8 protein-coding genes and 1 pseudogene are annotated in these 11,209 nt (G+C 71.3%); 7 read left to right on the top strand and 2 right to left on the bottom strand.

The genetic code is table 11. The annotated features are described in order from the left end of the window. Both ACJ73U_RS44120 and ACJ73U_RS44115 read left to right on the top strand, forming a co-directional pair. A pseudogene (locus tag ACJ73U_RS44120) lies at positions 1 to 1,357 on the top strand (hypothetical protein); the annotation flags it as partial. Further along, a complete protein-coding gene (locus ACJ73U_RS44115) occupies positions 1,350 to 4,145 on the top strand; it encodes a sacsin N-terminal ATP-binding-like domain-containing protein (RefSeq protein WP_407783762.1) in 2,796 nt (931 codons plus the stop codon). The pseudogene ACJ73U_RS44120 and the gene ACJ73U_RS44115, both read left to right, overlap by 8 nt. A 220-nt stretch (positions 4,146 to 4,365) precedes the next feature. Here ACJ73U_RS44115 and ACJ73U_RS44110 read toward each other — a convergent pair whose 3' ends face one another. After that, positions 4,366 to 4,653, bottom strand: a complete 288-nt coding sequence (locus ACJ73U_RS44110) for a DUF2530 domain-containing protein (protein WP_407783761.1) — start codon at positions 4,651 to 4,653, stop codon at positions 4,366 to 4,368. A 20-nt stretch (positions 4,654 to 4,673) separates the two neighbouring features. Between ACJ73U_RS44110 and ACJ73U_RS44105 the strand changes: the two genes are divergently transcribed. The 3 genes from ACJ73U_RS44105 (at position 4,674) to ACJ73U_RS44095 (ending at position 7,998) form a co-directional block, all read left to right on the top strand. After that, positions 4,674 to 6,119 carry an NCS2 family permease gene (locus ACJ73U_RS44105; RefSeq protein WP_407783760.1) on the top strand — a complete coding sequence of 482 codons (1,446 nt, stop codon included), beginning with the start codon at positions 4,674 to 4,676 and terminating at the stop codon, positions 6,117 to 6,119. A gap of 68 nt (positions 6,120 to 6,187) precedes the next feature. After that, positions 6,188 to 6,628, top strand: coding sequence for a MarR family winged helix-turn-helix transcriptional regulator (locus ACJ73U_RS44100; protein ID WP_407783763.1), 441 nt, complete (start codon positions 6,188 to 6,190; stop codon positions 6,626 to 6,628). A 95-nt stretch (positions 6,629 to 6,723) separates the two neighbouring features. Then, entirely contained in the window at positions 6,724 to 7,998 is a 1,275-nt protein-coding gene (locus tag ACJ73U_RS44095; RefSeq protein WP_407783759.1) for an MFS transporter, read from the top strand. Between the two features lie 111 nt (positions 7,999 to 8,109). Here the strand turns inward: ACJ73U_RS44095 and ACJ73U_RS44090 are convergent, their stop codons facing one another. Then, positions 8,110 to 9,606, bottom strand: coding sequence for a glutamate-cysteine ligase family protein (locus ACJ73U_RS44090; RefSeq protein WP_407783758.1), 1,497 nt, complete (start codon positions 9,604 to 9,606; stop codon positions 8,110 to 8,112). A gap of 159 nt (positions 9,607 to 9,765) precedes the next feature. Between ACJ73U_RS44090 and ACJ73U_RS44085 the strand changes: the two genes are divergently transcribed. Next, positions 9,766 to 10,569 (top strand): TrmH family RNA methyltransferase, encoded by an 804-nt coding sequence (locus tag ACJ73U_RS44085; RefSeq protein WP_407783757.1) that lies wholly within the window; start codon positions 9,766 to 9,768, stop codon positions 10,567 to 10,569. A gap of 15 nt (positions 10,570 to 10,584) precedes the next feature. Further along, positions 10,585 to 11,190 (top strand): DUF2537 domain-containing protein, encoded by a 606-nt coding sequence (locus tag ACJ73U_RS44080; RefSeq protein WP_407783756.1) that lies wholly within the window; start codon positions 10,585 to 10,587, stop codon positions 11,188 to 11,190. Positions 11,191 to 11,209: the final 19 nt, after the last annotated feature.

The following is an 11,209-nucleotide window of genomic DNA, read 5'->3' as shown; positions in this document are numbered from 1 at the left end:
GTCGGCGACGAAGGCGGCCGTCGAGTCGCTGGCTGGGATTGAGGTGCCTGCGGGGTCGGAGGCGGCTGAGGTGCCTGTGGATTCGCTCGCTGGGGCTGAGGCGCCTGCCGACCCGGAGTCGGCGACGAAGGCGGCCGTCGAGTCGCTGGCTGGGATCGAGGCGCCTGCCGATCCGGAGGCGGCTGAGGCGCCAGTGGATTTGCTGGCTGGAGCAGTGGCGCCGGCGGAGACGCAGGCCGGGGCCGAGGTGCCTGCGGATTCGGCGCCTACGACGGAGGCGGCTACCGAGTCGCTGGCGGGAACCGAGGCGCCGGCAGAATCGCTGGCAGGGACTGAGGTGCCCGCGGAGTCGGCGCCCGGGACCGAGGCTCCGGTGGACTCGCTGACCGGAGTTGAGGCGCCCGGGGAATCGCAGGCTGGGATCGAGGTCCCTGCGGAGTCGGCGCCCGCGACTGGAGCGTTTGCGGAATCGGCGCCCGCGACGGGAGCGCTTGCGGAGTCGGCGCCAGCCGCTGGGTTGCCAGCGGAGTCGGTGGCCGGGACTGAGGCGCCTGCCGAGTTGGCGCCTGGGGTCGAGGCGTCCGGCGAGCGGGCGGTCGCGGCTGAGGTATCCGCCGAGTCGCTGGCCCGGTCCACCGAGGCCCCGGCAGAGTCACTGGCCGAAGGTGAGGCGCCGGTTGAGTCGGCGCCTGCCATCGAGGCGCCCGAGGAGCTGGCCGAAGGCGAGGAGCCCGCCGAGCCGGTGTCCGAAGCGCGTGTCGAGACCATGGCCGCTGAGGCGCCTGCCGAGCCCGCGCCCCTGGTCGTGGCGACTACCCACGTGCCGCCTGCCACCGAGGTCCCGATCGAGCCGGCAACCCCGTCCGAGACCGAGCCTCTCGCCGCGACCGAGGCACCCGCCGCGACCGGGTCTCCCGCCGCGACGGAGGTCGAGACGCCGCCCGAGGCCGAGTCTTCCGCCGTGACGGAGACCGAGCCTCTCATCGCGACGGACGTCGAGTCTCCCGCCGTGACGGAGACCGAGCCTCTCGCCGCGATCGAGACGCCCGCCGCGACCGAGATACCCCCCGGGAGCGAGCCTCCCGCCGCGATCGAGACACCCGCCGCGACCGAGCCCCCCACCGGGAGCGAGGTCGAGGGCGAGCCTTCCGCCGCGGCGGAGAGGTCCTCGGTGCGTCGGTATCGGCAGGCGCCGCCTTCGCTCGAGGAGCCTGTTGGTCCGTCGACGCCGAGTCCGCTTCGGCCGCAGATCGACCAGCCGCGGGGGACCGGGGCGAAGCGGATGCCAGACCTCTCGATGCGGGTGCCGCGCAACCTGGTGCAGCGCAGGTCCTTCGGGCCCACCGAGGATGAGTGATCCCTTCGGCACCGCCGCCCTGCGGGAGTCGGTGCTTGCCTCGTGGTTGTCCTCGCCGACGCGGCTTCGGGAGGACGCGAACGCCGAGGAGGATCTCGTTCTCGGCGGGTACCGGGACCGGTTGCTGATCGAGCTCGCGCAGAACGCCGCCGACGCCGCCGGTTCGGCCGGGCGGCTTCGGGTGTCCCTCTCGGACGGTGAGTTGCGGGTCGCCAACACCGGGGAACCGCTTACCCGCCAAGGGGTCGAGTCGCTGGCGTCCCTGCGGGCGTCCGCGAAGCAGCAGGGCGTCGGCAGGTTCGGGGTCGGGTTCGCCGCCGTGCTCACGGTGTCCGACGCGCCCCGCATCGTCTCCGCCGCCGGTGGCGTCGCCTTCGACGCCGGCCGTACGCGGGCCGAGGTCGGTACCGCCGGGCGGGTGCCCGTGCTCCGGCTCGTCTGGCCCACCGACGAGGCGCCGCCGGACGGGTTCACCACCGAGGTCCGGCTTCCGCTTCGCGACGAGGTCGACGGCGCCAAGCTCCTCGAGGACTTCGCCGGCGAGGCCGCCGACGTGTTGCTCTCCCTCGACGGGCTCGCCCGCATCGAGATCGGCGACCGCGTCTGGTGGCGCGAGGGCAACGCCATCCACGGGCCCACCGGCACCACGCGCTGGGTCGTGGTCCGCGACCGCGGCGAGCTGCCGCCCGACCCCGCGCTGGGTGCCGAGGCGAGACCACAGTGGACGATCTGCTGGACGCTCGAGGTCGACGAGTCCGGCGAGCCCCAGCCGCGGGTCACCGACGTCCTCCACGCCCCGACACCCACCGACGAGCGGCTTTCCTTACCTGCCAGGCTCATCGCCACGCTGCCCACCGAGCCGTCGCGCCGGAGGGTCCGGCCCGGACCGGCTGCCGACCACGTGCTCACCGCCGCGGCCCGCGCCTATCCCCGGCTGCTCGACCAGCTGGACCCGCTCGCCCGGCCGAAAGCCGTGCCGCTGCCGGGTTTTCCACTGTCCGAAGTGGATGAGAAGCTGCGGCAGGAGGTGATCGCCGAGCTGCGCACCGCCCGCTGGCTGGCCCCGGCGCTCGACGGCCGCCCGCTGGCGCCGGCCGAGGCGCGGCTGCTTCCCGTGCCCAGCGAGGAACTGGCCGAGTCCGTCGCGCCCTATGTGCCGGGGCTGGTGAAGGCGGACCTGGTCGAGCACGCCGCGGCACTCGCCGCGCTGGACGTCGTTCGGCTGCGGTTGTCGGACGTGGTCGACCACCTCACCGGCGTCACGCGGCCACCGGAGGAGTGGCACGACCTGTACGTGGCGCTCGCCAAGATCGTCGACAACGACCCGACTGCGCTGGACGACCTGGGTGGCCTGCCGGTGCCGCTCGTCGACGGCCGCACGTTCCCGGGGCCGCGCGGCGTGCTCGTCTCCGACCTCGACCTGTCCAGTATGGACGGTGTGAACGTCGTCCACCCGGCCGCCGCGCACCCGCTGCTCGAACGGCTCGGCGCGAAACGCGGCGGCCCGGCGGACCTGCTGGCGTCCATGGCCGCCCGGGTCGAGCACAGCGTCGAGGACGCGGAGTCCGGTCTGGACACCGAAGGACTCGCGCACACCGTGCTGCGGCTGGTGTCCGAGGCCGGCATCAGGTCGGGGGAGGAGCCGTGGCTCGGCGCGCTCGCCCTCCGCGCGGCCGACGGCGACTGGCGGCGCGCCGACGAACTGGCGCTGCCCGGCTCGCGGTTCCTGGCCGTGCTGGACAAGAGCTCCCCGCTGGGTGTCCTCGCCGACGACATCGCCGAGCGGTGGACGGCGGAAACCCTCGCCGCGGTGGGCGTGCTCACCGGCTTCACGATCGTCACCGACGAGGCGCCGGCCGGACCCGACCACGATCTCGCCGACGAGGCCGACTGGTGGGACGACCAGCCGGAACCGCCGGTCCGGGTCGAGGCCGTCCGCGACCTCGACCTGATCGCCGACGACGCGTGGCCGGTCGCGATCCGGCTGCTGGCGAGCGAACCAGACACCTGGCGGGTCATGCGCACCGGCTACACGGCCTGGTGGATCGCGCACCACGCGTTGCTGGCCGGCGAACCGCCGTCGCACTGGCGCCTGCCGGACGCCGACGAACTGGCCGGGCTCTACGACGTGGCGCCGACCGACCTGGAGCCGGAGCTGCAGGCGCTGATGGGCGTCCGCGCGGAGCTGGCCGTGGAGTCCACCGAGGACGCCGAGGAACTGCTGGACCGCCTGGCCGATCCGACGCGGACCGTGTCGCGCGGGGTCACGCTCCGGGCGTACACGGTACTGGCGGAAGCCGTCCGCGACGACGTCGTCGACCCGGCGTACGTCGATCCGCCGGCCGAGGTGCGCACGGTCGACGGCGAGGTCACGGACAACGCGGCCGTGCTCGACGCGCCCTGGCTGGCCCCGGTCACCGACGGGTACGTGGCCGTCGACTTCGACCTCGCCGAGCCGCTGGCCGAACTGCTGGACATTCCCCTGGCGTCCGAGGCCGGGCAGGCGGCGCCGGAGAGCACGGGCGAGCCGGTCTCCTGGGCCGATCTCGGCGCGGTGGTCGAGGCCTGCGACCTGGCCGACCTCCCGGTGCCGCCGGGCGGTCCCATCGTCCACACGCGACTGACGGTCGCCGGCCGCCACGTCCCGTGGTGGGTCGACGGGGAGGTCCTCCACTGCGAGGACTCGACGGAAGGCCTCGCCAGGGCCCTCGCCTGGACAACGGACCACTGGCCGGACCGACACCTGCTGGCCGCACTGCTGGACGACCCCGAGAACTACGTGTCCTGACGCTCAAGTCTGGGCGAGCTCGGTCCAGAAGCGGCGGTGACGAACCGGGCCACGTGGTCCCGCCCGAGTAGCGGGAACCTGGCGGCACGCACGCGTCCGCCGCCGTCGGACGTGCTGACCGCGTCCTCGGCCCCGGTCGCCGGGCCGAGCATGCGGTGGGCGATCCCGAACGGCCTTGGCCGTACTCGGGCGACAACGCTCGCGGCGTCGGCCAGCCCGGTCACAGGTTGCGTTGCGCGCCGCGGGCGCCCCGGCGGGACGCGCGCCGCTGCCAGGCCATGACCACGAAGCCGAGCAGGCCCAGCCCGGTGCCCGCGATCGCCGTCCACAGCCAGATCGGCGGGAACACGTCGAACGCGTAGTGCCCGATGGCGAGCACGCACACCGCCACGACCCACGCCACCTCTCCCGCGTAGACCAGCGGCGGCAGCGCAAGCAGCCGGTCGGGGAGCGGAGGAGGTGACTTCTGTGTTTCGATTCGCGCGTCGGGTTTCCCTAGATCGGACACATGAGCGAGGCTACCGGGCCATGGCGACAAGGACAGCTGCCCTAGACCGGTTCTTCCGGATCTCGGAGCGGGAATCCACCGTGAGCCGCGAGGTGCGCGGCGGGCTGGTCACCTTCGTGACGATGGCCTACATCGTCGTCCTCAACCCGCTGATCATCGGCAGCTTCGCCGACGACCCGGCGCACACCGACAAGTTCGGCGGCTGGCTGCCCACCGACCAGGTGGCCGCCGTCACGGCGCTGGTCGCCGGCGTCATGACGATCCTGTTCGGACTCGTCGCCAACTACCCCTTCGCCATGGCCACGGGGCTCGGCATCAACGCCTTCGTGGCCGTCAGCATCGCGCCGCAGATGTCCTGGCCGGCCGCCATGGGGCTCGTGCTGGTCAACGGGGTCGTCGTGCTCATCCTGGTCCTCACCGGGGTGCGGACGGCCGTGTTCAACGCGGTGCCGCCGGCGCTCAAGTCCGCCATCGCCGTCGGGATCGGGCTCTTCATCACGCTCATCGGGCTCGTCGACGCGGGCTTCGTCCGGCGGCTGCCCGACGCCGCGGACACGACCGTCCCCGTCGGACTCGGGATCAACGGGTCGATCGCCTCCTGGCCGACGCTCACCTTCGTGGTCGGGCTCATCGTCACCGGGATCCTCGTCGCCAAGCGCGTCAAGGGCGGGATCCTCATCGGTGTGATCGCCACCACGGTGTTCGCGATCATCCTCGAGGCCGTCGTGGACGCCGGGCCGTCGAACGGCACCAACCCCAAGGGGTGGAACCTCGGCTACCCGGCACTGCCCGACCAGGTCGTCGACACGCCGAACCTCGGGCTGCTCGGCCACGTCAACCTCGACGCCTGGGTGCAGGTCCCGGTCCTCACCGCCGTCCTGCTCGTCTTCACGCTCGTCCTCACCGACTTCTTCGACACCATCGGCACGATGACCGGGCTCGGCAAGGAGGCCGGGCTGCTCGACGCGGAGGGCAGGTTGCCCAACACCGGCAGGGCGCTGTTCGTCGACGGGCTCGGCGCGGTCGCCGGCGGTGCGGCGTCGTCCAGCTCCAACACCGTCTTCGTCGAGTCCGCGTCCGGCATCGCGGAGGGGGCGCGGACCGGGCTCGCCAACGTCGTGACCGGGCTGCTGTTCATCATCGCGATGTTCTTCACGCCGCTGTACAACTCGGTGCCGGTCGAGGCCGCCGCGCCCGCGCTGGTGATCGTCGGCGTACTGATGATGGCGCAGGTCACGGAGATCGACTTCACCGACTTCACGATCGCGCTGCCGGCCTTCCTCACGATCGTGGTGATGCCCTTCACCTACTCGATCGCCAACGGGATCGGCGCCGGGTTCGTCAGCTACGTGTTGCTGCGCTCGGCGACCGGCAGGGCTCGCGGCATCCACCCGCTGATGTGGGTGATCGCCGCCGCGTTCGTCGTGTACTTCGCGCTCGGACCGATCAGGGCCGCACTCGCCTGAGTGTGTGGCGTGTACCTGAGTTGAGTGACGCCGCTCAACTCGTGAGGTATGCTAACTATGTGTCGAACGTGGAGCAGGAAGTCGCTGAGAGCTCCCTGACCAGCCGGTTACGGCTGGCCGTGGTGCGACTCAACCGCAGGCTCCGGGCCCAACGCACCAGCTCCTCGATCACGCTCACCCAGCTTTCCGCACTGTTCTGCCTGTACAAGTGTGGCCCGCTCACCCCAGGTGAGCTCGCGGCCAAGGAGGTTGTCCAACCCCCGTCGATGACCAGGGTGATCGCTGCTCTCGAGGAGCTCGGCTACGTCAGCCGTCGACCACATCCGAGTGACGGCCGACAGGCCATCGTCGAGATCACCGAGGAGGGGAGCGCGCACATCCGAGCGGACATCTCCGTGCGCGAGGCATGGCTGGACAAGCGGCTCGCGGAACTCACCGGGGAGGAGCGCGAGCTGCTCTCCCGTGCGGCGGAGATCATCGACAGGATGGCGAGCCAACAGGATTTGTGACGGAGAACCAAGAGCAACGCGAACTGACAACCGATCCAGCTACTTCTCGAGCCGGCCTGGCCGAGGACTCGAAGCCCGCGACCAAGCATCGGGGGATGCTCGGGGCGCTGCGGATACGCAACTACCGGCTCTTCGCATCCGGGCAGGTCGTGTCGAACGTCGGCACCTGGATGCAACGCATCGCCCAGGACTGGCTGGTCCTGGAGCTTTCCGGCAAGGACCCCGTCGCGCTCGGCATCGCCGCGTCGCTGCAGTTCCTGCCGACGCTGTTCCTGACGCTGTGGGCCGGCGTGCTGGCCGACCGGGTGGACAAGCGCAAGCTGTTGATCCTGGTGCAGATCGGCATGGCGATCTGCGCGCTGGTGCTAGGGCTGCTCAACGTCAGCGGTCTGGTCGAGCTGTGGCAGGTGTACCTGCTGTGCCTGGTGTTCGGCGTGTTCACCGCGTTCGACCCGCCCGTGCGGCAGAGCTTCGTGGCGGAGATGGTCGGGCGTGAGCACCTGGCCAACGCGGTCGCGCTGAACTCGTCGACGTTCAACTTCGCCCGGATCCTCGGGCCGGCCATCGCCGGTGTGATGATCATCTGGACGGGCACCGGGTGGGTGTTCCTGGTCAACGCCGCCTCGACGCTGGCCGTGATCACCGGGCTGTTCCGGATGAACCCGGCGGAGCTGTACCGCTCGCCGGTGTCGGCGTCCAGGCGGGGGCAGCTGCGTGCGGGCCTGCGCTACGTGAAGGGCCGGCCGGACATCGTCGCCGTGCTGGTGCTGGTGTTCTGCGTGAGCACGTTCGCCTTCACGTTCTTCACCACGCTGGCCATCGCGGCGGCGAACGTGTTCCACCGGGAGGCCGACGGGTACGGGTTGCTGTCCACGCTGCTCGCGGTCGGCAGCTTCAGCGGCGCGCTCCTGGCCGTGCGGCGCAGCACGCGGCGCAGGCCGGGGCTGACGCTGCTGGTCGTCGCCGGGTTCTCCTTCGGGTTGCTGGAGGTCCTGGCGGGCGTGATGCCGACGTACCTGACCTTCGGGTTGGCGCTGATCCCGTGCGGGCTGGCGATGATGACGTTCATGAACACGGCGAACAGCACGATCCAGCTGTCGGTCGCGCCGGAGATGCGTGGCCGCGTGATGGCGCTGTACATGCTGGTGTTCATCGGCGGCAACCCGGTCGGCGCCCCGATGACCGGCTGGCTGGCTGCCGAGTTCGGCGGGCGGTCGCCGTTCATCGTCGGCGGGCTCATCGCGGCGGTGTGCACGGCCGTGTGCGGGTGGATCCTCGCGCGTCGCGGCGGCATCCGGATGCGCACGCGGCTGCCGTGGACACGGCGCGTCCGACCAGCGGTGACGGCAGAGCTTGCATCCGTAGATTAAGTTAGGCTAACCTTAACTCGTCGCTTCGTGGTGGGAGCGGCAGTCAGTTCGGGAACAGCGAGACCCCCGCTCCGACCAAGGCAGGCGGCACTGCCGGAGCGGGGGTCTTGTCTATTCGTCCGGCCAGGTGTGGACCGGCTCGTTGGCCTCGGACAGGTCGCGGTAGCGGGACAGCATGGCGGCCAGTGCCTCGTCGCGGGTCAGGCCCTCGGACTCCAGCCTCGCCACCGTCTCGCGTTGCCACCCCGAACCCGTTCGCCGGGTGAGGCAGCGTTCCTCGATCACCCCGAGGTAGCGCTCCCGCACCGAGTCCGCCACGCCGCACGCGCGCAGGCCCTCGTGGGCCATCGGCAGCAGCCGGCGCAGCACCAGCTCGTCCGGCGGCACCCAGCCCATGCCCGGCCAGTACAGCTGCGCGTCGAACGCGTGCCGGGCCCCGGCGTACAGGTTCTCCTCCGCGGCCTGGAACGACATCTGTGTCCACACGGGACGCTCGATCGTCGCCAGCGCGCGCTGCGCTCCATAGAAGAACGCCGCGTTGGCGATGAGGTCCACGACGGTCGGACCGGCCGGCAGCACGCGGTTCTCCACGCGCAGGTGCGGCACCCCGTCGAAGACGTCGTAGACCGGCCGGTTCCAGCGCCAGATCGTGCCGTTGTGCAGCCGCAGCTCGGCCAACCGGGGGGCCTGCCCGGCGGCCAGCGCCTCGAACGGGTCCTCGTCGTCGACCTCCGGGAGCAGGCCGGGGAAGTACCGCACGTTCTCCTCGAACAGGTCGAGGATGGACGTGATCCACCGCTCCCCGAACCACACCCGCGGCCGCACGCCCTGGTTCTTCAGCTCCTCCGGCCGCGTGTCCGTCGCCTGCTGGAACAGCGGGATCCGCGTCTCGTGCCAGAGTGCCTTGCGCAGCAGGAAAGGCGAGTTCGCCCCGATCGCGACCTGAACACCGGCAAGGCACTGCGCGGCGTTCCAGTGCGCGGCGAACGCCTCGGGCGGCACCTGGAGGTGCAGCTGCGCGGATGAGCACGCGGACTCCGGCATGATCGAGTTCGCCGACCCGCGCAGCCGCTCGCCGCGCTGGCCGGGGATCGACGGGCCGTCCATCGCCAGCACCATGTCCTCGCCGCGGGCCGCGAAGATCTCCTCGTTCAGCAGGGCGTAGCGGTGGTTGTGCGACAGCCAGCGCGCCGTGAGGTGCTCGTCCCGCAGCGTCGGCAGCATGCCGATCATGACGATGCCGGCACCGGCGTCCTGCGCCTTCGCGTTGGCGTCCGCGAGCGACTCCCGCAGCTCCACCTCCAGCTCGTGCGCCTGCCTGCCGGCGAGCGGCCGGGGTCGCACGTTCAGCTCGATCGTCTGCTGCCCGAGTTCGGTGGTGAACGAAGGGTCGCCGAGCTTCTCCAGCACCACCGAGTTCGCCATCGCCGGCTGCAGGCCGTCGTCGACGAGGTTCAGCTCGACCTCGAGGCCGATCCGCGGTGGTGAGGTGGAGAAGCCGCCCTCGATGAGCATCCTCGCGAGGGCGTCCAGGCAACGCTGGACCTTCATCCGGTAACGCTGGCGATCCGACCGGTCAAACGTCTCGGTCGCGACATCCTGACCCATACCGCCCCTCCCAGCCGAACCGAGCTGCTCGGCGTGCGCGCGGAAGTTCAACCGTGACATAGGCCCAAGGACGTTGCTAGCGGCCAAAAAGGTGCATCAACCCGAAATCCTTGTTACGCAGAGCAAGACACGCACTCGAATCGCGTAACACGTCTCAGGTTGTGGAACCATGCAGGGGTGCTCGAGGTGACCGACGCGGACGACCCACGCCTGGACGAATACCGCTTCCTCCGTACCGCTGACCGCAGGCCCGACCGTCCCGGCGGGCTCGGACTGGTGATCGCGGAGGGCGTGGTCGCCGTCGGCCGCATGCTCGCGTCCCACTATCCGGTGCGGTCGGTGCTCGGGGTGCGGCGCAAGTTGGCGGCGCTGCCGATCGAGGACCTCGACGCGCCCGTGTACGTCACGACCGCCGAGATCATGGCGGAGGTCATTGGGTTTCACCTCAACCGCGGGGTGCTGGCAATGGCCGACCGTCCCACTCCACCGTCGGCAGTTGACATCGTGTCCGGCGCCCGGCGGCTCGCCGTGCTGGAGGGCGTCGGCGACCACGAGAACCTCGGCGCGCTGTTCCGCAACGCCGCCGCGCTCGGCGTGGACGGCGTGCTCCTCGGCACCGGCTGCGCGGACCCGCTCTACCGGCGCAGCGTGCGGGTCTCCATGGGACATGTCCTCGCCGTCCCGTTCACCACGCTGACGCCGTGGCCGGACGGCCTGAAGCTCCTGCGGGACAACGGCTTCACTGTGCTGGCACTCACCCCCTCCGGGGCATCGGAACTGTCCTCAGTGGCCGTACCTTCGAAGGTCGCGGTCCTGCTGGGGTCGGAAGGCCCTGGCCTGACACCGGAAGCCGTCGCCGCGGCGGATGTGGCGGTGCGCATCCCCATGTCGAGCACCGTCGACTCGCTCAACGTGGCGACGGCCGGCGCGGTCGCCTTCTACGCCCTCGGCACGAGTCGGTAGTTTCGGAGCGTGTCGATGTCGGGGATCCAGCTACGTGCCAACGGCGAGCGCGCCGTACTGGTGGACGGCGACGGCGAGGCCATGACCGAGCCGGACCGCTTACCACTGGGCAACGAGCTGACCGACGCACTCCACGAGTGGGCGAAGGTCGCCGCGGCCGTGTCCCGCGCCGAGCCGGGTGCTGGGACGAGCCACGCCGTCGTGTCCCGCCGCGGCCTCCAGCTGGCCGGGCGCGTGGCCACCTCGCTGGGCGTGAACGTGCTCTACGTCGACCCGCTGTCCGGCGCGGAGTCCGTGGTGGAGCCGCTGCGGCAGCCCGAGCGCCCACCCCGCCCGCCGCGTCCCCCGCGTCCCCCGCTGCCCCCGGAGCCACTGCCGTGGCTGACGGGCCTGACCGTCTCGGCGGCCAGCCTCGCGCTCACGGTCGTGACGGTGGTCACCCTGGCCGCGACCCTGGCGGAGACGTACTCCCTGCTGGCCCTGGCCTCGAACGTCGTCGTGACGGCCGGGCTGCTCCCGACCCTGTGGCTGATCCACCGCCAACCGATCTGGCGCTGGCTCTCCTACGGCGTGGCACTGGGCCTGACCCTGTCCTGGCTAACCCTCCCACTCGTCCTCTAACCGCGTGTCCAACGCTCCG

Origin of the sequence: Actinophytocola sp., from assembly GCF_045807065.1 — a bacterium.
In the GTDB taxonomy this organism is placed as follows: Bacteria; Actinomycetota; Actinomycetes; order Mycobacteriales; family Pseudonocardiaceae; genus Actinophytocola.
Note: the sequence above shows the minus strand (reverse complement) of the source record. Positions and strands in the feature narration are given on the sequence as shown.

Bases quoted from the DNA above. Each gene is read 5' to 3' on its own strand.
- ACJ73U_RS44115 (WP_407783762.1), top strand. From the start codon at position 1,350: ATGAGTGATCCCTTCGGCACCGCCGCCCTGCGGGAGTCGGTGCTTGCC.
- ACJ73U_RS44105 (WP_407783760.1), top strand. From the start codon at position 4,674: ATGGCGACAAGGACAGCTGCCCTAGACCGGTTCTTCCGGATCTCGGAG.
- ACJ73U_RS44095 (WP_407783759.1), top strand. From the start codon at position 6,724: ATGCTCGGGGCGCTGCGGATACGCAACTACCGGCTCTTCGCATCCGGG.
- ACJ73U_RS44090 (WP_407783758.1), bottom strand. From the start codon at position 9,606: ATGGGTCAGGATGTCGCGACCGAGACGTTTGACCGGTCGGATCGCCAG.
- ACJ73U_RS44080 (WP_407783756.1), top strand. From the start codon at position 10,585: ATGTCGGGGATCCAGCTACGTGCCAACGGCGAGCGCGCCGTACTGGTG.